General features: G+C 54.9%; 23 protein-coding genes and 4 pseudogenes. 23 read left to right on the top strand and 4 right to left on the bottom strand.

The window, feature by feature from the left end:
- Window positions 1-84: 84 nt before the first annotated feature.
- On the bottom strand, window positions 85-894 hold the full coding sequence (gene proC / locus NR795_RS00305) for a pyrroline-5-carboxylate reductase (RefSeq protein WP_144819345.1): 810 nt from the start codon (window positions 892-894) through the stop codon (window positions 85-87).
- Between the two features lie 76 nt (window positions 895-970).
- On the opposite strand from proC, the gene NR795_RS00310 reads away from it, so the two are divergent.
- From NR795_RS00310 to ppnP, 5 genes are all read left to right on the top strand, one after another.
- A complete protein-coding gene (locus NR795_RS00310; protein ID WP_144819347.1) occupies window positions 971-1,450 on the top strand; it encodes a YaiI/YqxD family protein in 480 nt (159 codons plus the stop codon).
- A gap of 170 nt (window positions 1,451-1,620) precedes the next feature.
- Window positions 1,621-2,145 (top strand): shikimate kinase AroL, encoded by a 525-nt coding sequence (gene aroL / locus NR795_RS00315; RefSeq protein ID WP_144819349.1) that lies wholly within the window; start codon window positions 1,621-1,623, stop codon window positions 2,143-2,145.
- A gap of 57 nt (window positions 2,146-2,202) precedes the next feature.
- On the top strand, window positions 2,203-2,394 hold the full coding sequence (locus NR795_RS00320; RefSeq protein WP_144819350.1) for a YaiA family protein: 192 nt from the start codon (window positions 2,203-2,205) through the stop codon (window positions 2,392-2,394).
- A 138-nt stretch (window positions 2,395-2,532) separates the two neighbouring features.
- Entirely contained in the window at window positions 2,533-3,216 is a 684-nt protein-coding gene (locus tag NR795_RS00325; protein ID WP_257756688.1) for an AroM family protein, read from the top strand.
- Window positions 3,217-3,303: 87 nt separating this feature from the next.
- A complete protein-coding gene (gene ppnP / locus NR795_RS00330) occupies window positions 3,304-3,588 on the top strand; it encodes a pyrimidine/purine nucleoside phosphorylase (protein ID WP_042391556.1) in 285 nt (94 codons plus the stop codon).
- Between the two features lie 57 nt (window positions 3,589-3,645).
- Here ppnP and rdgC read toward each other — a convergent pair whose 3' ends face one another.
- On the bottom strand, window positions 3,646-4,557 hold the full coding sequence (gene rdgC, locus NR795_RS00335) for a recombination-associated protein RdgC (RefSeq protein WP_144819352.1): 912 nt from the start codon (window positions 4,555-4,557) through the stop codon (window positions 3,646-3,648).
- A 124-nt stretch (window positions 4,558-4,681) separates the two neighbouring features.
- On the opposite strand from rdgC, the gene mak reads away from it, so the two are divergent.
- The 15 genes and pseudogenes from mak (at window position 4,682) to NR795_RS00400 (ending at window position 17,684) form a co-directional block, all read left to right on the top strand.
- Window positions 4,682-5,593 carry a fructokinase gene (gene mak / locus NR795_RS00340; RefSeq protein WP_257756690.1) on the top strand — a complete coding sequence of 304 codons (912 nt, stop codon included), beginning with the start codon at window positions 4,682-4,684 and terminating at the stop codon, window positions 5,591-5,593.
- Between the two features lie 480 nt (window positions 5,594-6,073).
- Window positions 6,074-10,480 carry an RHS repeat-associated core domain-containing protein gene (locus tag NR795_RS00345; protein ID WP_257756692.1) on the top strand — a complete coding sequence of 1,469 codons (4,407 nt, stop codon included), beginning with the start codon at window positions 6,074-6,076 and terminating at the stop codon, window positions 10,478-10,480.
- 3 nt (window positions 10,481-10,483) lie between these two features.
- Window positions 10,484-10,963, top strand: a complete 480-nt coding sequence (locus NR795_RS00350) for a hypothetical protein (protein ID WP_257756694.1) — start codon at window positions 10,484-10,486, stop codon at window positions 10,961-10,963.
- Window positions 10,964-11,546: 583 nt separating this feature from the next.
- Window positions 11,547-12,344, top strand: a pseudogene (locus tag NR795_RS00355) (RHS repeat-associated core domain-containing protein); the annotation flags it as partial.
- A 361-nt stretch (window positions 12,345-12,705) separates the two neighbouring features.
- On the top strand, window positions 12,706-13,155 hold the full coding sequence (locus tag NR795_RS00360; RefSeq protein ID WP_257756696.1) for a hypothetical protein: 450 nt from the start codon (window positions 12,706-12,708) through the stop codon (window positions 13,153-13,155).
- Between the two features lie 193 nt (window positions 13,156-13,348).
- Window positions 13,349-13,444, top strand: a pseudogene (locus NR795_RS20675) (RHS repeat-associated core domain-containing protein); the annotation flags it as partial.
- Between the two features lie 403 nt (window positions 13,445-13,847).
- Window positions 13,848-14,111, top strand: a complete 264-nt coding sequence (locus tag NR795_RS00365; protein WP_257756698.1) for a hypothetical protein — start codon at window positions 13,848-13,850, stop codon at window positions 14,109-14,111.
- A 301-nt stretch (window positions 14,112-14,412) separates the two neighbouring features.
- A pseudogene (locus NR795_RS20680) lies at window positions 14,413-14,535 on the top strand (RHS repeat-associated core domain-containing protein); the annotation flags it as partial.
- 3 nt (window positions 14,536-14,538) lie between these two features.
- Complete coding sequence (locus tag NR795_RS00370) at window positions 14,539-14,970, top strand: hypothetical protein (RefSeq protein WP_257756700.1); 432 nt, start codon at window positions 14,539-14,541, stop codon at window positions 14,968-14,970.
- Window positions 14,967-15,230 (top strand): hypothetical protein, encoded by a 264-nt coding sequence (locus NR795_RS00375; RefSeq protein WP_257756702.1) that lies wholly within the window; start codon window positions 14,967-14,969, stop codon window positions 15,228-15,230. Before NR795_RS00370 ends, NR795_RS00375 begins: the two co-directional genes overlap by 4 nt.
- Window positions 15,231-15,468: 238 nt before the next feature.
- On the top strand, window positions 15,469-15,810 hold the full coding sequence (locus NR795_RS00380; RefSeq protein ID WP_257756704.1) for a TNT domain-containing protein: 342 nt from the start codon (window positions 15,469-15,471) through the stop codon (window positions 15,808-15,810).
- Window positions 15,807-16,178 carry a hypothetical protein gene (locus NR795_RS00385; protein ID WP_257756705.1) on the top strand — a complete coding sequence of 124 codons (372 nt, stop codon included), beginning with the start codon at window positions 15,807-15,809 and terminating at the stop codon, window positions 16,176-16,178. Before NR795_RS00380 ends, NR795_RS00385 begins: the two co-directional genes overlap by 4 nt.
- 262 nt (window positions 16,179-16,440) lie before the next feature.
- Window positions 16,441-16,588: pseudogene (locus NR795_RS20685) on the top strand (RHS repeat-associated core domain-containing protein); the annotation flags it as partial.
- A gap of 316 nt (window positions 16,589-16,904) precedes the next feature.
- Complete coding sequence (locus NR795_RS00395; RefSeq protein ID WP_257756707.1) at window positions 16,905-17,339, top strand: type IV secretion protein Rhs; 435 nt, start codon at window positions 16,905-16,907, stop codon at window positions 17,337-17,339.
- A gap of 51 nt (window positions 17,340-17,390) precedes the next feature.
- Entirely contained in the window at window positions 17,391-17,684 is a 294-nt protein-coding gene (locus tag NR795_RS00400) for a hypothetical protein (RefSeq protein ID WP_257756709.1), read from the top strand.
- Between the two features lie 53 nt (window positions 17,685-17,737).
- Here the strand turns inward: NR795_RS00400 and sbcC are convergent, their stop codons facing one another.
- Both sbcC and sbcD read right to left on the bottom strand, forming a co-directional pair.
- Window positions 17,738-20,875, bottom strand: coding sequence for an exonuclease subunit SbcC (gene sbcC / locus NR795_RS00405; RefSeq protein WP_257756710.1), 3,138 nt, complete (start codon window positions 20,873-20,875; stop codon window positions 17,738-17,740).
- On the bottom strand, window positions 20,872-22,074 hold the full coding sequence (sbcD, locus tag NR795_RS00410; RefSeq protein WP_222889691.1) for an exonuclease subunit SbcD: 1,203 nt from the start codon (window positions 22,072-22,074) through the stop codon (window positions 20,872-20,874). The genes sbcC and sbcD overlap by 4 nt, the downstream gene beginning before the upstream one ends.
- Window positions 22,075-22,264: 190 nt before the next feature.
- Between sbcD and phoB the strand changes: the two genes are divergently transcribed.
- The 3 genes from phoB to brnQ all read left to right on the top strand — a co-directional run bounded on the left by phoB (window position 22,265) and on the right by brnQ (window position 25,998).
- A complete protein-coding gene (phoB, locus tag NR795_RS00415; protein WP_042391560.1) occupies window positions 22,265-22,954 on the top strand; it encodes a phosphate response regulator transcription factor PhoB in 690 nt (229 codons plus the stop codon).
- Between the two features lie 21 nt (window positions 22,955-22,975).
- Window positions 22,976-24,271, top strand: coding sequence for a phosphate regulon sensor histidine kinase PhoR (gene phoR, locus NR795_RS00420; RefSeq protein WP_257756711.1), 1,296 nt, complete (start codon window positions 22,976-22,978; stop codon window positions 24,269-24,271).
- Window positions 24,272-24,678: 407 nt separating this feature from the next.
- Entirely contained in the window at window positions 24,679-25,998 is a 1,320-nt protein-coding gene (gene brnQ, locus NR795_RS00425; protein ID WP_144814505.1) for a branched-chain amino acid transporter carrier protein BrnQ, read from the top strand.
- The last annotated feature ends 49 nt before the right edge of the window (window positions 25,999-26,047 follow it).

The raw sequence follows: 26,047 nt of genomic DNA on the forward strand, positions 1-26,047 counted from the left end.
GCAAACGCAGTGCCGCCCGGCATTACTGCATCGGCACAGAGACGCCCGGTGGCGCTATGCTTACCGGGCCTACAGCCGCAACTGTCAAAGTTTGCTTAACGCCTCGGATTTCTCCATGCACTTGGTCATCGCTTCAATCACCGCAGCGCGGAATCCACGCTCCTCCAGCACCCGCACAGCTTCAATAGTGGTGCCGCCCGGTGAGCAGACCATATCCTTCAACTCGCCGGGGTGTTTACCGGTCTCCAGCACCATTTTTGCCGAGCCCATCACCGCCTGAGCGGCAAACTTATAGGCCTGCGCGCGCGGCATACCGCCCAGCACGGCAGCGTCGGCCATCGCCTCGATAAACATAAAGACGTAAGCAGGCGCAGAGCCGCTGACGCCTACCACCGGGTGGATCATCGACTCGGCTACCACTTCCGCCTCACCAAAGCTGCGGAAAATAGCCAGCACGTCGGCCACGTCTTCCGGGGTCACCAGCGCGTTCGCAGTGATGGAGGTCATGCCGGCATTGACCAGCGCCGGGGTGTTAGGCATGGTGCGCACGATTTTGCGATCGTGGCCAAGGGCGCGCGCCAGCTGGTCAAGGGTAACGCCTGCGGCGATCGATACCACCAGCGTCTCTTTATTCAGGCTGGAAGTGATCTCGCTCAGCGTTTTGATCATTACGTTGGGCTTCACCGCGCCGAAGACGATATCGGCGATCTGCGCGACCTCCTGCGCACTCTGCGCCGGGTTGATGCCATACTGACTGCTGAGGGCAGCGACCTTCTCAGGTGTCGGGGTGTAGACCCAAATCTGCTCTGGCTGTACCTGGCCGCTGGCAATCATCCCGCCCAGAATAGCCTTGCCCATATTGCCGCAGCCGATAAATCCGATCTTTTTCTCCATCGCCTTTTCCCTGAATGTGTGATTAATGGGGGAGTTATAGCTTATCATAGTGACCATAAACTATTCAGGAGCAGCTATGGCAATTTGGGTGGATGCGGATGCGTGTCCAAATGTAATTAAAGAGATCCTGTTTCGTGCAGCCGAACGTACGCAGACGCCGCTGACGCTGGTGGCGAATCAGACTCTGCGCGTACCCCCTTCAAAATTTATCCGCTCCCTGCGGGTGCCGGCGGGCTTTGACGTAGCCGATAACGAAATTGTGCGTCTGTGTAGCCCGGGCGATCTGGTGATCACCGCCGATATTCCCCTTGCGGCAGAAGTGCTGGCGAAAGGTGCGGCGGCGCTTAACCCGCGTGGCGAACGCTATAGCGAGGCCACCATCCGCGAGAAGCTGACGATGCGTGATTTTATGGATACCCTGCGGGCCAGCGGCGTACAGACCGGCGGGCCGGATACGCTCTCCCAACGCGATCGCCAGCATTTTGCCGCCGAGTTAGATAAGTGGTTGCTGGCGCGAGCACGGCAGGACTTGTCAACGGGACGCCCTTTAAAGTAAGGTGGCGCGACAGATGCCATTTTATCTTTACACTCTGAAGCACGCCATTCATCGCAGTATCATCATAAATTCGTAACGTTTTATTTACGTATTTTTCGTACTAGTGTAATAGTATGGCGCTTCAACTATTTGTGTTCCGCAGATCGTGGAACAGGGGAGAACTCCAGGTCATGACGTTACCCATCTTTTTAATTGGCGCTCGCGGTTGTGGAAAATCCACCATCGGTGTTGAGCTGGCTCAGGTGCGAGACTGCCGGTTTGTAGATACCGACCACGCGCTGCAGGAGCAGGCGCAGATGACCATCGCGACGATTGTTGAAAAAGAGGGCTGGCCCGGTTTCCGTGCCCGTGAAACCGCAGCGTTGCAGGCCGTCTCCGCGCCAGCGACGGTGATTGCTACCGGCGGCGGAATTATTCTCAGCGAGGTTAACCGCCGCTTTATGCGCGAGACGGGCGTGGTCATCTATCTTTGCGCCCCGGTAGCGGTACTGGCAGAGCGGCTGGAGGCTTTCCCTGAAGAGGCGCAGCGCCCAACGCTCACCGGCAGACCAATAAGCGAGGAGGTCAGCGAGGTGCTGGCCCAGCGCGACGCACTCTACCGCGAGGCGGCGCATCATATTGTCAATGCTGCCCAGACGCCGGAGCAGGTGGTAGCCGATATCCAGGCGGCGCTACTGCTGGCGCGAGCGAGCTAATTGCAGATCGTGGCCTTTAGCTATACTCATAGCTCTACCAATAAAAAAGGAAGCGCTATGCCTACAAGACCGCCTTACCCGCGTGAAGCCCGCATTGTTACCGTTGAGAAAGGAGGCCAGCAGGAGACGGTAACCTGGTATCAACTTCGTGCCGATCATCCGGAACCCGACTCGCTGATTAGCGAGCACGAGAGCGAGCAGGAGGCGCTGGATGCTAAACGGCGCTATGAGGATCCTGATAAAACGTAACTCACACTCTCCCGCTTCATAAATTCAGACAGCCTTTAAGAAGCGGGAGGTTGAACGTTACAGAATTGTTATGAGAGCATAGGTCAGTAGCATAATGATAAGAACAGCAGACTGACGTTATGAAAGGCGGAAACAAAGATGAGTGCAACCCTGGCTATCCTCACCGTGGGTGTGGTGCCTGTTGATGTGGTGATGCCGCTCCTGACCGAGCACATTGACGCGCAGCAGATCACCCAAATTAGTTTGCTGGGGAAGATGGATCCTCAGGATGTTTATGAGGATTACGCCATCGAGCCGGGGGAGAGGCCCGTTCATGCACTGCTAAACAATGGTGAAGTGGCACAGGTTTCGCGCAAGAAGGTAGAGCGCGATTTGCAGGCCCTCATCGGCGTCATTGATAAACAAAACTACGACGTCATTTTACTCATGAGCACCGAGCGTTTTACCGGGCTTTCCCTGTCAGTCCGTCATGCTATTTTGCTGGAGCCTGACCGAATCATCCCTCCGCTGGTCTCCTCTATTGTCGATGGACATCAGGTCGGCGTCATTGTGCCTTTGGCCACGCTTGTCGAAGGCCAGATGGAGAAGTGGCAACTATTAGAGAAGGCCCCTTACTATGACGTTGCCAGCCCCCTGCAGGGTCACGAAAACGAACTTATCGCCGCCGGAAAAGCGCTGATCGCAAAAGGCGCTGACGTACTGATATTGGACTGCCTCGGCTATTACCAAAAGCACCGTGATCTGCTGCAAAAAGCGCTGGACGTGCCGGTGCTGCTCTCTAATGTGCTGGTGGCCCGTCTGGCCTCTGAGCTGCTGCTATAGCCATTTTCGTGACAGAAATTTTGCGTGACAGAGATGAAGGCTGGCCCCTATAGTGATTTTCCATACACTTATTTATAAGGGCCACCCATGCTTCAAAGTAATGAATACTTTTCCGGTAAAGTGAAATCCATTGGTTTTACCAGCAGCAGCACTGGCCGCGCTAGCGTAGGCGTGATGGCCGAGGGTGAGTACACCTTTGGGACGGCTCAGCCGGAAGAGATGACCGTGGTGAGTGGCGCACTGAACGTGCTGCTGCCCGGCGATACCGAGTGGAAAACGTATTCTGCTGGCGAGGTGTTCAACGTGCCGGGCCATAGCGAATTTCATCTGCAGGTGGCCGAAGCCAGCGCTTACCTCTGCCGCTACCTGTAACGCGTCTGCCTGTCCCCTGCATCTGTCCCCTGCATTGAGGGGACAGTGCGTCCTGCCTTAGCGCTGCGCTTCGCCGCCGAGGCCTTCTACCAGACTCTGCACCAGCGCCGCCAGCTCGCCAGTCATCAGAATAAAGTCTGCGTCAAAACGCTGGGCAAAATCATCCCGGTCGATGTCATCATTCTGGTCGCGCAGCTCGTCGGCAAACTTCAGCCGCTTGATCGAGCCGTCGTCGCACATCACAAACTGAATACGCTGCTGCCAGTCGAGCGCCAGCTTGGTCACCAGCTTGCCCGCTTCAATGTGCACCGCAATCTCATCGCTCACCAGATCCTGCTTTTTACAGCGGATCACACCGCCATCTTCAAGGATCGCCTTTAGCTCGGCCTCGTCCTGGAGCTGGAAGCCCTGCGCCGCGCTGCCGCTGCGCACCCATTCGGTCAGGGTTAGTTCGATAGGGTTTTCCAGCGTCAGCGGCACTACCGGCAGCGAACCGAGGCTTTTACGCAGCAGGGCCAGCGTATCTTCCGCTTTCTTGGCGCTGGCGCAGTCGACCATGATCAGGCCATTGACGGTATCGATCCACATCATGGTCTGGCTGAAGCGACTAAAAGCGCGGGGCAGCAGGGAGTGGAGCACCTCATCCTTCAGCGAATCTTTTTCGGTCTTCTTCAGCTTGCGGCCCTGATCGGCCTCCAGCTTGGCAATTTTGGCTTCCAGCGTCTGCTTGACGACCGATGACGGCAGGATCTTCTCTTCTTTACGGGCGCAAATGATGATTTGGCCGTTGTTGGTGTGGGTCAAAGCATCACTGTGTGAACCCATCGGCGGAACCCAGCCGGTTTTTGCCATATCCTGGCTACCGCAAGGGGTAAATGAGAGCGCGGATAACTGTTTTTCCATCTCCTCTGCACGCAGCGCAATATCGCGGCTGAGACGGTAAACCATTAAATTTTTGAACCACAGCATGATATTTTCCACAGCCTTGTCGTTAAATGCAGCGGGCATGATAGCGAATTGTCTTGCCGCTTGCATTGCTAATCCCCCGGTGGGGTTCTACTCTCTTGATATTGCTAAAAATAAGGAGATCGCTGTGCGTATAGGTATTGATTTGGGCGGCACGAAAACAGAGGTTATTGCGCTCGGCGACAGCGGTGAACAGCTGTTCCGCCACCGTCTGCCCACCCCGCGCGACGACTATCAACAGACCATCGAGACTATCGCCACCCTGGTCGAGATGGCAGAGAAAGAGACGGGGCAGCGGGGTACGGTGGGGATGGGGATCCCTGGCTCCATCTCCCCCTACACGGGGGTAGTGAAGAACGCCAACTCCACCTGGCTGAACGGTCAGCCGTTTGATAAAGACCTCAGTAAACGCCTGGGGCGGGAAGTGCGTCTGGCTAACGACGCCAACTGCCTGGCGGTCTCAGAGGCCATCGACGGCGCAGCGGCCGGAGCGCAGACCGTTTTCGCGGTGATTATCGGCACTGGCTGCGGGGCGGGGATCGCCTTTAACGGTCACGCTCACTCCGGTGGCAACGGCACGGCCGGGGAGTGGGGGCATAATCCGCTGCCGTGGATGGACGAAGACGAGCTGCGCTATCGGGAAGAGGTGCCTTGCTACTGCGGTAAGCAGGGGTGCATTGAGACCTTTATCTCCGGAACCGGTTTCGCCCGGGATTTCCATCGCCTGAGCGGTCAGCCGCTGAAGGGCAACGAGATTATTCGCCTGGTGGACGAGCAGGATGCCGTTGCCGAGCTGGCGCTGAGCCGCTACGAGCTGCGGCTGGCGAAGTCGCTGGCGCACGTGGTGAATATTCTCGATCCGGATGTGATCGTGCTGGGGGGCGGCATGAGTAACGTCGACCGGCTCTATAAAACCGTGCCGCAGCTGATCAAAAACTGGGTGTTTGGCGGGGAGTGTGAAACGCCTATCCGCAAGGCGGTGCACGGCGACTCCAGCGGCGTTCGCGGCGCGGCCTGGCTCTGGCCGCTGGAGAAGTAGTTTCCCAGACGAGTGCATGTTTCGTAGGCCGGGTAAGCGTAGCGCCACCCGGCTTTTTAGCAAGCAATCGCAGCTAACAGAAATAATCCCTGTAATTAAATTGAGTTTTTTAGTCTCTTCTCTGTATTAAAGGGTTCCTGCTTTATATATGCCCAATATAAATATCTTCCCTGTGTGAAATATATCTAAAAAGTACCTTAATAGACGAAGTGGCCACAATGCTCGTTTATCGCGTTAGTGCATCCTGTAATAATATGTATTATTCACAGGGTGAATTGTTGATAAAAACAAATAGCATTTTAAAACAAAACGCAGAAAAACGCAGAGAGTAAAGTACAGGTGCATCTCTCATAAGCTGAATTATTTAATAAAACATCGGCCGTTTATTATTAGCGGTAAGCGTAATAATTATCTCTTTCTGACATGCCCGCCATTAGACAAGACGGATTTTATTATCAGCGCAGGAGCACAGCCTGAATCATGAGCGACAACCACGCGGCCCGGCAGGGCGATGAGATTATTCACTCCTCCGTCTTCGCCGATATCACCGGCATTATGGCAGAGGGCGTGGCGTATGCCGTCGCCGGCTCGGCCGTTGCGGCGGCGGCCACCGTGGCCGCCCCGCTGCTGGGTACCGGCGCGGCGGCCGCAGGGGTGGCGGCCATCGGCTCCGGCTGCGTGTTAAGCGGCATCATCGGCGGCGTCCTGGCGAACCTGGCCGGTGTCACGGACGACATCACGCAGGCGGCGGCGGGGCTGGGGGACATGCTCTTTCCGCCGTCGCCGGCGGGTAACATCGTCACCGGCTCGCCGGATGTGATTATCAACGGCCTGCCCGCGGCCCGGGCGGCGGGCTGGCTCACCCCGGCGGATATGCCGGACCCGGAGCCACAGTCCCCGGACAGCTTCGCCGATTACGGCGGGATGCTGCTCGCTGCCGCCGGGCAGACGGGCAGTGAGATGTGGCAGCCCACCGTGGCCTCCGCCGACCCGGGCACCACGCCGCGGGAAGAGGACCGGGTGCTGTGTGACAGACATTCAGGCCCTCAGTATCTGGCGGAGGGGTCTGACAGCGTGTTTATCAACGGCCAGCCTGCGGTGCGCACCGGGGACCGCACCACCTGCGGCGGCACCGTGTCGGGGGCGTCGCCCAGTGTGATTATCGGCGGCGGGACCCTGCGGGTGCGGGATATTAAAAGCGGTAAGGTGCCGGGGCTGACCCTGGCGATGGTGGCCCTGTCGCTCATCCGGGGCCGCCCCGGCACCATGCTGAAAAACATGCCCTGTGCGCTGGCGGCGGCCGGGGGCGGCATGCTGGCAGATATGGCCGTTAACGCGCTCTTCGCCTCCCCGCACCCGGTGCATGCCGCCACCGGGGTGAAGGTGCTGAATGACGGGAGTGAACTCGACTTCTCCCTGCCGGGCTGCTTTCCCCTGCGCTGGCAGCGGAGCTACAACAGCCTGAACACCCGCGAAGGGCTGTTTGGTCAGGGCTGGGCCACCGCCTATGACAGCTGTCTCATGCTGCATGGAAACGAGGTGACCTGGCGGGATGAGACCGGGCGTGAGCTGCGCTTTACCCTCCCTGCGGTCGACCAGGCGCTGTACAGCATCAGCGAGGGGGTGATGGTCCGCCGCAATGCGCACGGCGACGTGGCGATTGCGGATGAGGACGGGGCCGTCTGGCGGCTGTTTAAGCCTGTGCGTACTGACCCCGGCCTGCTCCGGCTGGCCTCGCTCAGCGATGAGTACGGCAACGCCCTGGAAACGGAGTGGGATGCGCAGGGCCGCCTGGTCAGTCTCCATGACAAACCCCGGGCCATCGACGTCACGCTGCACTATGAGGATGAGCGCTTCCCGCAGCGGGTCACCGCCGCCACCCACTCCGGCGGGGATAAAACGTGGCCGCTGATGCGCTGGCGCTACGACGCGCGCGGTCAGCTGGCTGCCGCCACCGACGCCGCGGGCGTGACCACGCGGGAGTACCGCTACAACGACCACGGCCTGATGGTCTGGCACCGCCTGGCGGGCGGGCCGGAGAGCGAGTACCGCTGGCAGCACGCTGACCACTGGCGGGTGGTGGAGACCCGGACCAGCACCGGCGACGGCTGCCGCATCACCTACGACCTGGCGGCCGGGCTGACCACCGTGACCCGGTATGACGGGCACACGTGCCGTCACTACTGGAACGAACAGCAGCTCATCACCCGCTTTGTGGATGAGCGGGGTGAAAGCTGGCGGTACGACTGGAACGAACACGAGCAGCTGGTGCGCCGCACCGACCCCCTGGGTCATGCCGTCACGTTCGTGTATGACGACAGCGGCAACCGGGTGCAGGAGACCGACGCGGACGGCAACATGCGGGCCACGCAGTGGCTGGGGCACCGCGCCCTGCCGGTGGCCGTCACGGAGCCGGACGGGACAACCACGCGCTTTTACTACGATGCGCACCACGGCCTGGCGCGTATCGTCGACGCCCTGGGGCAGAGCACGCTGTTTCATCGCGATGAATACGGCCGGGTGGTGGAGGAGGTGGATACCGCCGGGAACAGCCGCCGCATGGAGTATAACGACGCCGGGCAGCGCATCCGCGCCACGGACTGTGCCGGGCGGGTGACCCGCTACCGCTGGCATCCCCGGGGCTGGCTCAGCGCAGAAATCACGGCGGACGGGGAGGAGACCCGCCGGGGTTATGACCCGGCAGGCCGCCCGGTGCTGCTGGCGCGGGCGGAGGGCTGGCAGGCGCGCCTCATCTGGAGTAAACAGGGCCTGCCGCTGGCGCACGAGGGGGCCGACGGTAAACGCCGCACCTTTGCTTACGATGAGGCCGGGCGGCTTATTTCCACCACGGACCCGCTGGGCGGGACGGTACGCCGCACCTGGGACAGCCGGGGACGCCTTACCGCGCTGGAGAATGAGAACGGGGAGACGTACCGGTTCCGCCCGGGGGCAGACTCCCTGCTGCTGGAAGAGGCCGGGCCGGACGGGGTTGTCACCCGCTACGGTTACGATGCCTGCGGGCGCACCGTGTCGCGCACCCAGGCCGCCGGGCATCCGGACGCCATCACCCACACCTTCGCCTGGAGCCCGGCCGGACAGCTGTTAACGCACACCACGCCCGAAGGCCAGACCCGCCGGCACTACACCAGGGGCGGACTGCTGAGCCGCATCGCCCTGCACCCTGCGCTTTCAGCCGGTGCGTGGAGTAAAGAGGCGGAGCAGGAGCTCTGCCTGGAGTATGATGCCCTCGGCCGCGTGACGCGTGAGCAGGGGGAGCACGGCGAACTGGTCTGGACCTACGACGCCTCCGGCAACTGCACAGCACTCCGGCTGCCGGACGGGCGCACGCTGAAGCAGCATTACTACGGCAGCGGCCACCTGCTGGGCATCGCCCTTGACGGCCTGCCGGTGACGGACTTCACCCGCGACGAACTGCACCGGGAGGTCAGCCGCACCCAGGGCCCGCTCACCACCCGCAGCGGGTATGACCGCCCGGGCCGCCTGCACCGCCGGGACGTCTTTACCGGCAGCGCGCAGCGTCCGGCCCCGCGCCGCTGGTCCCGCCGGTGGGATTACGACTACCGCAACAACCCCGTGCGCGAGGAGCGCGACGACGATCCGTTCAGCTGGTATCACTGGCAGTACGACAGCACCGGACGGCTGCTGTCACAGGACGGCACGCTGCCGGGCCGGGAGCAGTGGCGGTGGGATGCGGCAGGTAATCCGACAGAGCAACCCGGGGAGAAGATAACCCACAACCGCGTGACGCAGCTTAACGGTATTCAGTGGCGCTACGACGTTCATGGCCGCACCGTGGAGAAGGACGACGGTCAGACCCGCTGGCACTACCGCTACGACGGGGAGCACCGCCTGGCGGAGGTCACCAGCCGGCCGCGCGACCGCACCCGGCCGCAGGTGGCGGTCAGCTTCCGCTACGATCCGCTGGGCCGCCGTATCAGCAAGACCTGCCGCCGGACGCTGGCAGGGCAGCCGCACGGCAGGGAGGTGACCACCCGCTTTGTCTGGGAGGGGGCCCGGCTGCAGCAGGAGATCCGGGATGCGGTGCCGCTGACCTACGTCTACAGCGATCAGCACAGCCACGAGCCGCTGGCCCGTATTGACGGCGTGAATACCCCGGACATCTACTGGTTCCATAACCAGCCCAACGGGACGCCGGAGCGCCTGACGGATGCGGAAGGCCGGGTGTGCCAGGAGGCACAGAACAGTGCATGGGGCAAACTGCTGCACGAGCGTGACACACAGCTGCCGTATGCCCAGAACCTGCGGATGCAGGGCCAGTATCTGGATCGGGAGACGGGTCTTCACTATAATCTGTTCCGGTACTACGACCCGGACTGCGGACGCTTTACCCAGCAGGATCCCATAGGGCTGGCGGGAGGGCTGAACCTCTACCAGTATGCGCCGAATCCGCTGGGGTGGGCGGATCCGTGGGGGTTAAAAGCCAAATGTGCACCGACTAAAGCAAACGACCATAACCAGGCTGCATTTGGCAGACAGTGGCAAGGAAGAGGCATTTATGAAGGTCGTGACTCTTGGTCAAACGTTATGCTTAAAGAAGGTGACATTGTTTATGGCGGTGTTCCCGGGCAGTCAGGTTTTTATTTTAACAAGACAACTCTTGATGCAGCCGGCGGTAGCAGAGAAAAACTTTGGAAAAGCTTACAAGTTTTACCACACCCTACATATAGATATAGAGGTAAAATACAAGCTTATCGTGTTAAAAGGGAAGCCATTGTGGGTACAGGTATAGCTTTATCACAAGATCCATTAAGAGGATTTGGATCAGGTGGCGGGACACAATTCTTTTTATCGAATTATAAAACCGTCTTAGAACCTATTGGGGATGCTTTTGGATTAGGTGTTTAAAATATGAAATTAAAATTTCAGCTAAATAGCTTGACTATATGTAATGGCATTTTATTATCACCTTGGCAAACCAAGAGGAATCTTATAAGCAAAGATCTCCCATGGGAAGAGTGGATAAGAAATGATAATGAAGTTATATCCTATAGAATTGTATTGGTAGATAAGAAAAAAAAGTCAAAAATATTTTTGATTGTGAGTTTTACTTATCCAGTTAATGATGACTCTTTGCTTTCAAGTTGGTATTTATCCCCAGAGAATATAATGAATGGAGAGCAAAACAAACCTGAAGGGAAAGTCACAAAAGCTCTTAGGAAGTGGTTTTTTGATAAAACAAATACTGAGATGCCTGTAGGTGGAGACTGGGGCCATCTCGATGCGGCTTACGATCCTTGGAACACTGTAGGTGTTATAGCTTGTAAATATAGAGCCTCCTTTAAAAATGATTCAGAATGGAAAGACTATAGAAAAAGAAATAAATTCTAATGATTCTAACAAGAGTGATGCTCGCATGTGTAGAGCGTTTGATACGCTTCAGTTGTACAAAAATGGTAAACCTACGGCTTTTGTTCCCAGATGGGATGGTAATACTCATCCTACTAAACTTGAACCATACCCTAAGTATGTAAAAGGGGGGCTGTGCAATTACATGCAGATGGACCGGTTATTAGTTTTGATTCCATAGAAATATTACCGGATTAAAAAATACACACTATAGAAAAGAAAGATTCTGAAATAATGTTATTTGAACTACTAGCGAGAACTTTAAAAAAAATCAGGCATTAATGAGCTAATGGATTTGGCAAGAGAGAGTGAACATACCATTCCTATGAAAAAAATAAGGTATAAATATGATTCTATGGAAAAAATATACTAATAACAAAAGATATCGATGATCTAGATACTTTAATGTGTTTTTATGGGCCATAGTTTTACTAGCTCAGTTTTATCTCAAGAAGAGGAAGTGCTGCTAGATGATGTCGCAAATAATGCAAGAGTGATTAAAAATAGTATGTCATAAAAGGATCTGAAAGCGGTCACTATGATGCTCTCGACTTTTCACTGTTAGCTGCTGACCCTGGACGGCACGCTGCCGGGCCGGGAGCAGTGGCGGTGGGATGCGGCAGGTAATCCGACAGAGCAATCCGGGGAGAAGATAACCCACAACCGTGTGACGCAGCTCAACGGTATTCAGTGGCGCTACGACGTTCATGGCCGCACCGTGGAGAAGGACGACGGCCAGACCCGCTGGCACTACCGCTACGACGGGGAGCACCGCCTGGCGGAGGTCACCAGCCGGCCGCGCGACCGCACCCGGCCGCAGGTGGCGGTCAGCTTCCGCTACGATCCGCTGGGCCGCCGTATCAGCAAGACCTGCCGCCGGACGCTGGCAGGGCAGCCGCACGGCAGGGAGGTGACCACCCGGTTTGTCTGGGAGGGGGCCCGGCTGCTGCAGGAGATCCGGGATGCGGTGCCGCTGACCTATGTTTACAGCGATCAGCACAGCCACGAGCCGCTGGCCCGTATTGACGGCGTGAATACCCCGGACATCTACTGGTTCCATAACCAGCCCAACGGCACGCCGGAGCGCCTGACGGATGCGGAAGGCCGGGTGTGCCAGGAGGCACAGAACAGTGCATGGGGCAAACTGCTGCACGAGCGGGACGCACAGCTGCCGTATGCCCAGAACCTGCGGATGCAGGGCCAGTACCTGGACCGTGAGACGGGACTTCACTATAATCTGTTCCGGTACTACGACCCGGACTGCGGCAGGTTTACCCAGCAGGATCCCATAGGGCTGGCGGGAGGGCTGAACCTCTACCAGTATGCGCCGAATCCATTAAGCTGGATCGATCCGCTGGGTTTATTAAAGTGCGGGCTGACTGATAATGAGGTTGGTGATGCTTCGAATCTGCCCGTCACAAAACCTGGTTCTAAAGAGTGGAAACAGGCTGTTGATATGATAAGGAATAATGGCAGCAGTAAGCCTAATTTTAGGGTTGCAGATAAAAGTACTGCGGAAAATCTGTTGAAAGACTCTAAACCTAAAATCCCAGAGTATCCAGAGTATTTTGGAAGTAAAAATTATCCTGATAAGACTGGTTTTGAACATCATCCTAGTGAGTCTCATACTATGAATGCGCCAGAGAATAACCTGCCACATATAAAATGGTCGGATTACGGTTCAGGTAAGAAGGCTCCTGGTAGCGGAAAAGGGCACATTTTTTATGACTGATATGATTTTTGATGAAACTCTCTACCCTATAGCCTGGCGTCTGAACTCAGAAGATTGTCATTTATCTCGTGATGAGAAAAGAAAGATTGTGTTTTTTAATGGGGATGAGTCTGAGAAACTTTGGGATCTGGTTTTTCCATTTGATATGTTAATGAATATTAAACCATCGCAATGTCGTATCATTGAAAAAATGGAATTAGATTTTGATGAGAAAGAAGAGTCTGCTATCTTTTTTCGCGAGAAGTTAAGAGGGGTCTCTGATATTTTATTCTTTTGGGGACGGAGAGCAGCCGCTATTGTCATCTCTTCGGATGTGTTTATAAAAGCATGGGATGATTTTTTCTATCCTAGTGATGAATCGAGTGTTATTTATGTTCCGAATGCAAAAAACATAATTTTTTCTTATGAGGAAATGTTTTTCTATGCTGAAATGTTAAAATAAAATTAACCAGATAGAATATTAATTCATTCCTGCCTTTATAACAGCGCTGTACTTGGAAACCCTGTCTTTGGCCTTAGAATGGCACGGTGCGGGCAAGGGGGTTGCGGCAGCATGTCTGTATGATGCGGGTATTCTAGCAGATTATGGTACGGATTGACGGTACGATTGGCTCAGAGGATAGTATTGTTCCGATGAACCGATAGGGCTAAGAGGCGGGATAAACTTATATCAGTATGCGCCGAACCCGCTGGGGTGGGTGGATCCGTGGGGGTTGAGTAAGTGTTCCGTAGAAAAAATAGCGATTACACGAAACTCAGCTAGAAAGTTATTAAAAATCGTGATCTCAATAAGCAAATACAGTACGGCATTATTAATAGTTTTGATGGTCAAATATATGCATCCAGAGGAAAGTCTGGAGATGTATTCACCATTACAGAGCATACTCCAGAGAGTGCCTCACAATTATATGTTACAAGAGGAAGCGCGGGTGCTATTCCTGCTTTAATGCGTGCCAATTTAGCGTTGCCGCCAAGTAATTCAGCTACTTACGTAGGAAATGTTTTCCTGACAAGACCACAAGTGCTTCTTGAAGGGAAAGTTGCGCCGCACTTACAATGGGGGGCAGATAAGGTTGGTGGTGGGTGGCAGATTGTAACAGCTGGCGGTAAGTATTCAGGAGCAACAGAGCTACTATGAGTTTAAACGAAGTGGGTGAAAAATTATGCAATATACTATATTCATCGGCTTATGATGATGAAGCTAATGAAATTAGAAATTTGATGATTGCGGTTAATTCCTTAGAAAAGGATGATCCAGTAAGAATTTCGGCAATAGATGATTTAATATTACGCTGCCACCCTAAGTGGCTTGGGGATTATTATATAAAAAACATCACTTATTCAGAATGGACGAATCTCATTGTTAATTTTAAGAATCAGTTGAAAAGAGTAAAATAAAAAAAGATATAGGTTCAATTTTTTTTGTGAGTTTCATCCTAAGCGAAACAATTGTGGTTCAATGTGGAATTTATTACACTTTCCTTCATTAGAGTAAAATGGCAGATATGCAATACCTCAAGAAAATAGTGACCGTAGTGATTTTATTATGAAGGCTAAGTTGAAATCTGGTGGGGAGTTTATAACTCGCCCCGCTCCAGGAGTAGGTGACAACCAAGGTGGTGGTATTGAGGTTGTCGTTTAAATTTGAATGCGTGTAGCGCAACCCCGGAGGGGCGAGCCACAGGGAAGTGGCGAGTAAACCGGACTTCACTATAATCTGTTCCGGTACTACGACCCGGACTGCGGCAGGTTCACGCAGCAGGATCCGATAGGGCTGGCGGGAGGGCTGAACCTTTACCAGTATGCACCGAACCCGGTGGGGTAGGTGGATCCGCTTGGATTATGCAAAGGAAAAATCTATGGGAAATATTCAGCAATAAATCCCGGGCCGTTGAGTAATGATCTTGCAGGTACTTTTGCCGGAGGGAAATATAGGAGGATTATCTTGTCTCAAGATACTGAATTATATCGTGCCGGTGTTGAAGGGCATCCATTTGGGCGATTTTTTAGTTTAGATAAGCCCCAAAGTGTGCTTCAAACGCGAATTGATAAGGCAGTGCTACCAAATTGCCCGGGTGGAGGAAGTTCACCTTTAGACACTGTTTTTAAATTTAAAGTACCTGTTGGAACAAAACCTTATGTCGGTGAGGTTGGATACCAAAATGATATTTATCTTGGTGGTACACAGCAAATTGTAATACCAGAGCCTTGGGATATCCCCGGTGTGAAATTTTTAGGACAAGAGCCGTTACTATGAAAAATGATGTTCGTAAATTAATTGCTGATATTGTAAAAATTCTTCGTGAGAATGACGAGGGATATTGGGCTGATATATTTGAAAAGCATTCTGTGGAGTTGAACTATAACTATGATGAGTGCTTGTATAAATTAAGAGGGTTATATGGCGGGATGGGATCGTTTAATGATCTCGTTCTGCATCGATCAGGCATGCCTCTTAAAGATGAGAATAATGAACTTGATTTGTTAAGAAAAGAATTATACAGATTGATAAAATAAATTAAAAAGCCGAGCAAGAAATTAACTTTTCCGGCTTATTTTTATTTAGTCGCTTTCATTCAGTACGCCTACTATTTACTGAACGCTGGGGTGGGTGGTTCCGTGGGGGTTGAGTAGATGCTAAAAGAAATGGAATGGTTTCCAATCCAAATCTCCAGGTGTTTTCCAAAAACGGACAGATGCTTCAAAAACTTATAAATTATGGAAAAAGCAAGACTGGCAAAGCCTGGAATCTTTTATGGGGCCTAGGACATGGCCTCCAAACAGAGGATTTATTACTGTAACAAAAACGACTCTCAAACTTGGAACTAAGGTTGACCGTTACGGTGGTTGGAAAGACATTGATGGTTTCCACAATAATGGTACTTTTATATCTACGGCTGGATCATCATTCGAGGGTAGAGCTCTTCAGCAATCTACTTTAAACAAACCATATTCAACTTATGAAGTTTTAAAACCGTTGCCAGTAGATAGTGGTCCTGCTATACCATGGTTTGGACAATCGGGTTACGGAACACAATATGAAACACCCGAAGCAATTGAAAAACTAGTTGAGAACGGAATTTTGAGGAAAAGATGACTTTAATCAATTTGCAAAAGAAAAAGATTCTTATTCATGATGGTCTTGAAGATGACTTCCTAAGAAATGAAAAAGAAATATCATGCCCATTCTGCGGCGCTAAAGTTTATTTCGGATTATATAATTCAAAGGATTTTGATGGCCTTGAGGATAACACAAAAATAAAAATTGCAAGTAAAATTCGCTGTGTGAAGTTATCAGATGGATTAATTCAAAGATATAAATATAAAGAAAGTCCGTTAAGGTTATCAAAAAATAAATGCTTGAAAGGGATTCATGATGTTTTAGTTGTTTTTACCTATAGAGAGATACAACCTGCCCGCTATCAATCGTATATAGTAGGGGTTTTTAATAGTGTTGATATTTAGGCTCTATAGTACATAATATAATAATTATATGTGTGTTAATTTTTTTAAAAAACCTAATTACAAATATAATTCCTATATTTCTAGAAAATTGATATTATTCGCTCATTCTTAAGGCTCAGACATCAGATGGATATAGCTGGCAGGCCATGCCCAGAACCTGCGGATGCGGCCAGTACCTGGATCGGGACAAATTTGTCAGGAACAAATTTGAATGCGTGCAGCGCAACCCCGAAAGGGGCAGCCACAGGGAAGTGGCGAGTAAACCGGACTTCACTATAATCTGTTCCGGTATTATGATCCGGACTGTGGACGGTTCACGCAGCAGGATCCGGTGGGGCTGGCGGGAGGATTAAATCTCTACCCGTATGCGCCGAATGCGCTGAGTTGGATCGATCCTTTAGGACTGCGTTGTGGGGATGCTGCTAAAGCGAAAGAACTCGGTTATAAAAAAATCAACGAGCGTTCGCACGGGCAGTTTGTCTTCGTAAATAATAAAGCTCCTAATAAAATATATTAATCCAGATGTTGATCAACATAATGGCGGGGTTTGAAAAGCTGCCGATAGTGTTGAAAATGTAGGAAGCAGGCGGACAAGATCTGGAACGTATGATGCTGAATCTAACTCAAATTGGTGATTAACGAATGAAATACTCATATAGAATAACTAAAATGACGTGATGTTCTCAAATCCTCTGATCTTCCATCAAAACTTTAAAGGCCAATATCATGACTCTTGATGATGAAATAAAAGAGAAAATATCACAGCTATCTGACTCACTCTTAATCATTGATGACTGGGATTTTATCGCTGATGAGCTGTCAGACTCTTTTGAATGGATAGGCTCAAAAATTAACTGGTCAAAGACCACTAAGCATAAAAGTCTAAATTTAAAGGGAAATCATTCTGATGGGCTTGGTCAAGTAAATAAATTTATTCATGCTAATAACATTAATAGTGAAATATCACATAGCGATCAAATTTATTATATAAATGATTCATCGTTGGATTTCTCGATTTCTATTAAACCAGAGCAATTTCACCCTTTTTTAAAGATGGCTATTGAAAATATCCCTCAGCATCACTACTTTTTCAATAGAAAAACACGATGGTGTATTGTAATAAGTTCCGAGGGGTATATCGATTTTGGCTTTTCAATATAATTCACACGGTCATCCAATATTTATAGATCAATTTCGAAGGTTAGAAACACAATGAACATTGATTTCTCAGCAAAAAAAGGCGTAGTTGTGTTTAACGCATTCTCCTTGAATAAAGAGATAACTCTTGGCGAACAGGTGCATGAGCTTAGAGAGGATATGCTTCAGATCGAATTTCCTGGCGGTTACATTCTTGATATTGGGTGGAGACCCTCTTTTGATGTAAACGGCAAATTTTATATTTATTTAATAAGGGAATTTGATTGGGAAAGGCCTGTTTATAGTGAGAGTGCTAAAGATATCGATTCATTAGAGGCGAAAGTTAACCAAGCTATAAATAAGCTCTGATAAAAAAGCCGGAAAAGACCGTCAGATCTGTCCGGCATTAATTATTTAATCCTTCACGTCACGGCATATTTTCCATCAAGCTTGCTGTAACCCAGTCCATTAATCTTTCTTACCTTGATCTGTACCGGAATGCGCTCCTTCATCGCCTCAACGTGGCTGATGACGCCGATAGTCTTGCCGCTGGCGTTGAGCGCGTCGAGGGCATCGAGGGCGGTATCCAGGGTTTCGCTGTCCAGCGTGCCGAACCCTTCGTCAAGGAACAGCGAGTCGATACGGGTTTTATGGCTCACCAGATCGGAGAGCGCCAGCGCCAGTGCCAGGCTAACGAGGAAGCTCTCTCCGCCGGAAAGCGTGCGCGTATCGCGTACCGCGTCAGCCTGCCAGGTATCCACTACCTCCAGTTCCAGTGCCTCGCTGGCTTTTCGCTTCAGCAGGTAGCGGCCGTGCAGACGGGTGAGCTGGTTATTCGCCAGCCAGACCAGGTTATCCAGCGTCAGCCCCTGGGCGAACTTACGGAACTTATCCCCCTCTTTAGAGCCAATCAGCCCGTTCAGGTAGCTCCAGTCCGCCAGCAGGCGAGTGGCCTCCTCAATCTCCAGCAACAGTGCCTGCTGGCGCTGACGACTCTCGGCATCCTGCCGGAGTTGCTGGCGGATCTCTCCTTGACGGGTAGTGTTCTCCCGCAGCTGCTGTGCCAGCGCGTTCAGCGCGGCGCGCGTTTGCTCTACGCTGGTTTCCTCGCTCAGCCCGGCAGGCGGCTGGGCCTGATGCGCCGCCAGCGCTGCCTGGGCCTGGGTCAGCAGAACCTGGCTCTGCTGTAACTGGCTCTCCAGCGACTGCTGAAGCTGCTCAAGACGCTGGCGTTCGCCATCCTCAAGCAGGGCGGCGAGAAATGCCTGCCGATCGGGGAAGGGGCTCTGCGCCAGCTCGGCGTCAAACTGCGCCTGCTGCTGCGCCACGCGCCCGGCCTCCAGGGCCAGCTGCTGCTGGAGCGTTTGAACCTGACCGTGGAGAGAGACGCAGTCGTGATGTACCTGCTGCCAGCCGTCGAGGCTGACGGGTTCTCCCTCCGCTGCGCCGTCGGCAGGGAGCGTCTCCAGCAGGGGCTGGAGTTGGGCCGCGCGCTCCTGGAGCGTTGCGACGTGGGTCTGGTTCTGCTGCCACTGACGGGACTCCTCCTCACGGGCGGCAAACCAGGCTGACTCTTCCCCCTCTGCGGGCAGGGTCAGTCCGAGCTGGGCCAGGCTCTCTGCCAGCGTCTGGCGGCGAGCGTCAATGGTCTGCTGAGCGTGTACCGCCTGCTGCTGGAGCTCGTTGAGCTGCTCCTCCAGCGCCAGCCGCTGGCTGTACCGATAGAGCTGCTGCTCGCGGGTCTCCTCAGCCTGTAACCAGCCGCTGACGTCCTCCTCGGGCGTCAGCGCGATATTTAGCGCGCTACATAGCTCGCGCCACTGCTGGCTTAACGCCAGATCGTTTTGCGCTTCCGCCTCGGCGGCAAGGCGATCTCTCTCGCTCTGCTTCACCAGCGCATCCAGCTGGCCGCGCAGTGTCGCGCCGCTCTCTGCCAGCTGCTTAACCTCGCGCTCCAGGGCATCGCGCCGGGCCTGGTTGGCATCTACGGTCATCGCCTGGTACTCCGCGACTGCCGGGTGAGCTGTCGATCCGCAGAGCGGACAGGGCTCGCCGGCCCGCAGCCGCTCGCGCTCGGCCTCCAGACCTTTGATCCGCTCTTCCAGGGCGCAAATTGTCTTCACCTCGGCCAGCAGCGCGTTTTTCTCTTTATATGCCTGACGCCGCTGGGTCAGAGTCTGGTTGAGCGTCGCCTGCTCCGCATCGCTCTCGGCCAGCGTTTTTTGCAGCTGCTTGATACGCTGCTGAAGAGGCGCGAAGCTGGCATGCAGCACGTTCAGACGCTGGCGCAGCGGGCGCTGTTGGGCCAGATCGGCTATCGCCTGCTGCAACGCCTCGGCGCTCAGATCCAGCCCTGGGGCGTTCAACGCCGTCAGCTGCTGCTGAAGCTTTTCCCGGCGTGCGCTGAGCGTCAGGGCGTGCTTCTTCTCTTCTGCCTGCTGAGTAAAGTTGGCCCGCCAGCCGGTGAGCTCGCTCTGCCAACGCTGCCAGCGTTCGTGCGCGGTCAGCCAGTCGGCCAGCGTTTTCTGTTCCTGCTGTAGCGTGCTCATCTGCGCGTTGGCGGTGGCGCGAATGCGGCTGCGCTTGCTCAGCTGCTGTTGTAAGCGAGTATTCACTTCCTCAGCCTGACGCTGGGTCTGGCCGTGGGTGCGGATCTGCTCCTGTAAACTTTGCCATATCGGTCGCAGCTGCTGGGCGGGGCGGGCCTGCTCCAGCGCGGCAAGCTGCGGGCGGGCGCTCTCTAACGCCTGCCGGGCACTATTCAGCGTCGTCTGTGCCCGGGCCGCGTCGGCATGCAGTTCGCCGCCGCGCGTCAGCCAGTGGAGCAGGGTCTGCTCGCGCTGTTGGGTGGCGACCAGGGTCTGCTCCTGGTCAGTAAGCACCTGCAAACTTTCATTCAGAGTCTGGATCTGCTCGGCGCTCAGCAGCTGAATGCCCTCGGCCTGGGCCTGATGCTGCTCCAGCTCGCTGCGCGCCGCTTTGTGCTTTTCAAACACCATCGCTGAGATCTGGCCGTAGATCTCGGTGCCGGTCAGCTCTTCCAGCAGCTCGGCCCGCTCTTTCGGTTTGGCATTGAGGAAGGCGGCAAACTGTCCCTGGGAGAGCAGCATCGAGCGGGTAAAGCGGCCGTAGTCCAGCCCCGTCAGAGTCGCAGTGAGCTCCAGCTTATCTTTCACCTTATCGGCGAGAATTTTACCGTCGGCGCAGAGCGCCAGCTCAACGCGGGGCACCTGGAGATTACCCCCGGCCTGGTTGCGGGCACGGTTTTGGCTCCAGAAGGCGCGATAGGCAATGCCTTTGACCTCAAACTCCACCTCGGCCAGGCACTCGGCGGTGTCGCGGGTCATCAGGTCGTTCTGCGACTGCGATACGTTGCTCAGACGCGGCGTCTCGTGATAGAGCGCCAGACAGATAGCATCCAGCAGGGTGGTTTTCCCCGCGCCGGTGGGGCCGGTAATGGCAAACAGCCCGTTGCTGGCAAAGGGCTCAGCGGTAAAATCAATCTTCCACTCCCCCTTCAGGGAGTTAATGTTCTTCAGGCGCAGGCTAAGGATTTTCATGCGTCTTGCTCCTGGGTCAGCTCTTCTACGGTGGCGCTAAAGAGGGTGCGAACCCGCTGGCCCTGCGCCTCGTCCGGCTCCTCCAGCGCCAGACGACGCTCGAAAACCTCCTCCACGCGCAGCTCGCTGAGGGTTTCCCGCAGCTCGCCCGCCATCATTCGCTGACGCTGCTCGCGGCTGCGGCGTACCAGCAGCACTTCGACCGGCAGATCCTCGGTCATGGCCTGGATCCGGCGCTGCATATCCGTCAGCCAGTCGTCGGTGGTGATTTCGATATCGAGCCATACCGGCGGCGAAGCGGGGGACCCGCGCCACTGCTCAAGCTGCTGGCCAATGGCGGCAAGATCGCCTTTGATCACTGCCAGCTGCTGGGTAACCGGCACGGTAAGAGGCGTGACGTCCGCCAGTCTGCCGTCGGCAAAGGTTACCAGATTAACGCTTTTGGCCTTGCCGGTTTCGTCGAAGCTGAGAGCAATAGGTGAGCCGCAGTAGCGGATATGATCCTGACCACCAATAATCTGCGGACGATGAATGTGCCCGAGGGCGATATAGTCCACCGGGGGAAAATTCTGCGCCGGGAAGGCGTCCAGGGTACCAATATAGATGTCGCGCACCGCGTCGCTTTTGCTGGCCCCGACGGTGGTGAGGTGGCCGCTGGCGATAATCGGCAGCGGCGCGTCGCCGCGCAGGGCACAGGCCTGCTGGTACTGCTGCTGGTAGTAGTCGGTGATCGCCGCCAGCAGATGCTGCTGCTTCTCGCTGCCGGAGAGGCCCGCCTGGCTGGTAACGATATCGCGCGGGCGTAAAAACGGCACCGGGCAGAAAACCGCTCCCGGCGTGCCGTCGCGATGCTTAAGAATGAACGGCGCGCAGCCCGCCGCGGCCACGACGGTGGTGTGCAGAAAGGCCAGGATCTCCCGGGACTCATTCAGGGTAGCGACCGAGTCGTGGTTACCCGCCAGCACTACCAGGTGACAGCCGGTCTGCTGGAGCTGAACCACAAAGCGGTAGTAGAGTTCGCGAGCGTAGCTGGGAGGCGCGCCGGTATCAAAAATATCGCCAGCAACGATAATGGCATCGACCTGCTGGGCCTCTGCCGTCTCCAGCAGCCAGTCAAGAAAGGCAGCGTGTTCAGCGGCCCGGCTCTTGCTGTAAAAGTTTTGGCCGAGATGCCAGTCAGAGGTGTGAAGGATGCGCATATCGGTTCCATAGCAAAAAAGCGTAAGGCGGATTATAAACGTTTAGGCGCAGCGGAAAAGCGGCGATCGTCTTGCAGATGTCATCTGCACGCTTTCAGGTTCATAATGCCTTCACGCTTTTCATAAATCTGTCATAAATCTGACGCATAATGCGACGCAACATATTGATTACAACTATATAGGGCAAATCATGGCGAGACGTATTCTGGTCGTAGAGGATGAGGCCCCCATTCGGGAGATGGTCTGCTTCGTGCTCGAGCAAAACGGCTTTCAGCCTGTTGAAGCGGAAGATTATGACAGTGCGGTGAACCAGCTCAACGAGCCGTGGCCCGATCTTATCCTGCTCGACTGGATGCTGCCTGGCGGCTCGGGGATTCAGTTTATCAAGCACCTGAAACGTGAAAACATGACCCGGGATATTCCTGTTATGATGCTCACCGCGCGCGGCGAAGAGGAAGATCGCGTCCGCGGCCTGGAGACCGGGGCAGACGACTACATCACCAAACCCTTCTCGCCGAAGGAGCTGGTGGCGCGTATCAAAGCCGTGATGCGGCGTATCTCGCCGATGGCGGTGGAAGAGGTGATTGAGATGCAGGGGCTGAGCCTCGATCCCACCTCTCACCGGGTCATGACCGGCGAAAACCCGCTCGACATGGGGCCGACGGAGTTCAAGCTCCTGCACTTCTTTATGACTCACCCGGAGCGCGTCTACAGCCGCGAGCAGCTGCTGAACCACGTCTGGGGAACCAACGTCTACGTTGAGGATCGCACGGTGGACGTGCATATTCGCCGCCTGCGTAAAGCGCTGGAGCTGAGCGGCCATGACCGTATGGTGCAGACCGTTCGCGGCACGGGTTACCGTTTTTCGACCCGTTTCTAATCATTGACTGGAGTGTGACGCGTGCTGGAACGGCTGTCATGGAAAAGGCTGGTCTTAGAGCTGTTTTTAAGCTGTATCCCAGCTCTGGTGCTTGGAGCGATGTTTGGCTATCTGCCGTGGTTTTTGCTGGCCTCGGTCACTGGATTACTGATCTGGCACTTCTGGAATCTGCTCCAGCTCTCCTGGTGGCTGTGGGTGGACCGCAGCATGACCCCACCTCCGGGGCACGGCAGCTGGGAGCCACTGCTCTATGGCCTGCACCAGATGCAGCTGCGCAATAAAAAGCGCCGTCGTGAGCTGGGCAGCCTGATCAAACGCTTTCGCAGCGGCGCAGAGTCGCTGCCGGATGCGGTGGTACTTACCACCGAAGAGGGGGTGATCTTCTGGTGTAACGGCCTTGCCCAGCAGTTGCTGGGGCTGCGCTGGCCGGACGATAACGGCCAGAATATCCTCAACCTGCTGCGCTACCCCGAATTCACTCAGTATCTTAAACAGCAGACCTTCACTAAACCGCTCAACCTGGTGCTGAACAACGGACGGCATCTGGAGATCCGCGTCATGCCCTACAGCGAGCAGCAGCTGCTGATGGTCGCCCGCGACGTGACCCAGATGCACCAGCTGGAGGGGGCGCGACGCAACTTCTTTGCCAACGTCAGTCATGAGCTGCGCACGCCGCTGACGGTATTGCAGGGCTACCTGGAGATGATGCAGGAACAGACCCTGGCCGGGGCGACGCGGGAAAAGGCGCTGCATACCATGCGGGAGCAGACCTCGCGTATGGAAGGCCTGGTAAAACAGCTGCTCACCCTGTCAAAAATTGAGGCCTCTCCAATCCATACCCTGAATGAAGTCATTGATGTGCCAATGATGCTGCGGGTGGTTGAACGAGAAGCCCAGACCCTGAGCCAGCAGCGGCAAACCCTTGAGTTTCATGTCGATAGTTCCCTCAAAGTGTTGGGCAGCGATGAGCAGATGCGCAGCGCTATCTCTAACCTGGTCTATAACGCGGTAAACCATACTCCGCCCGCCACGCACATCATCGTCAGCTGGCAGCGGGTCGCGAACGGCGTGGAATTCAGCGTTGAGGATAACGGACCGGGCATCGCCGCCGAACATATTCCACGCCTGACCGAGCGCTTCTACCGCGTCGATAAGGCGCGATCCCGCCAGACCGGCGGTAGCGGCCTGGGGCTGGCGATTGTTAAGCACGCCGTCAACCATCACGACAGCCGTCTGGAAATTACCAGCGAGCCGGGCAAAGGCACCCGATTTAGCTTCACGCTGCCGGAAAGGTTCGTTGCCAAAACCACCGAGTAGCGCCCTCCCTGTCAGTATAACTTTCCACAGGCCGCAAAATGCGGCCTGTTTGCTTTGCACCATTCAGCACCGCACCTCTTTTTCTGCGGCTGCTGCTTTTTTGTTCGCATGTTTAGCCATGTGTTTTTCTTATAATTAGCGTTTTATGCTGGTTATTCACGTCAGCCTACGATAACCATCTGGTTTTTCGATCCCATCTTGCCTTTAAACGTTATAAGCGTTTAAATTGCGCCCCTGTCGATGACAGACAGGCTGGATTTGCGTGGTAAATCGAAAAACTATTCTTCGCCACGCCCGGTGGGAAGCATATCCCGCTGGAATCTAATGATATTGCCGCTGTATTGTCCCGTAGGGGCTGGCGAAAAAATCAACACGTTCAACACCACATCCACAGGCAGTTAATACATATGACCCATCGTTTAAAACCACGAGATATCGTTGCTCTGGGCTTTATGACATTCGCGTTGTTCGTCGGCGCGGGTAACATCATTTTTCCGCCAATGGTCGGTTTGCAGGCGGGTGAACACGTCTGGACGGCGGCCTTTGGTTTCCTGATCACCGCGGTTGGTCTGCCGGTGCTAACGGTCATCGCCCTGGCGAAAGTGGGTGGCGGTGTGGATAGCCTCAGCGCGCCGATTGGCAAAGTAGCCGGCGTGCTGCTGGCCACCGTCTGCTACCTGGCCGTCGGCCCGCTGTTTGCGACCCCGCGTACCGCTACCGTCTCGTTCGAAGTGGGGATTGCCCCGCTGACCGGCGACGGCGCGCTGCCGCTGTTTATCTACAGCCTGGTCTACTTTGCCATCGTCATTCTGGTCTCGCTCTATCCGGGCAAGCTGCTGGATACGGTAGGTAACTTCCTTGCGCCGATGAAGATCGTCGCGCTGGTGGTGCTCTCAGTGGCTGCCGTCGTCTGGCCAGCTGGCCCGATTAGTCATGCCATGGACGCCTACGAGCACGCCTCGTTCTCCAACGGTTTTGTTAACGGCTACCTGACCATGGATACCCTCGGCGCGATGGTGTTCGGTATCGTGATCGTCAACGCGGCCCGCTCTCGCGGCGTGAGCGATGCGCGTCTGTTGACCCGCTACACCGTGCTGGCTGGCGTGATGGCAGGCGTAGGCCTGACGCTGCTCTATCTGGCTCTGTTCCGCCTCGGCTCCGACAGCGCTTCGCTGGTCGATCAGTCGGCAAACGGCGCGGCTATCCTGCATGCCTACGTGCAGCACACCTTCGGCGGCGCAGGCAGCATGATGCTGGCAGTGCTGATCTTCCTGGCGTGCCTCGTCACCGCCGTAGGCCTGACCTGCGCCTGCGCCGAGTTCTTTGCCCAGTACGTGCCGCTCTCTTATCGCACGCTGGTGTTTATCCTCGGCGGCTTCTCAATGGTGGTTTCGAACCTCGGCCTGAGCCATCTGATCCAGCTCTCTATCCCGGTGCTGACGGCGATCTATCCGCCCTGTATCGCCCTGGTTGTATTAAGCTTTACCCGCAACTGGTGGCACAGTTCGTCCCGTGTGATTGCGCCAGCCATGTTTGTTAGTCTGGTCTTCGGTGTGATGGACGGCATTAAAGCGTCGGCGTTTGGTGGCATCTTACCCGCCTGGACAGCGCGTCTGCCGCTGGCGGAGCAGGGTCTGGCATGGTTGATGCCGACCGTCGTCATGGCGGTGCTGGCAATCTGCTGGGATCGCGCGGCGGGACGTCAGGAAACTTCCAGCGCACATTAATTTACGGTTGCGTCTTTAACCACGGGGCTTACAATCCCGTGGTTTTTTT

The organism is Pseudescherichia sp. L3 (genome assembly GCF_024656065.1).
Classification (GTDB): Bacteria; Pseudomonadota; Gammaproteobacteria; order Enterobacterales; family Enterobacteriaceae; genus Pseudescherichia.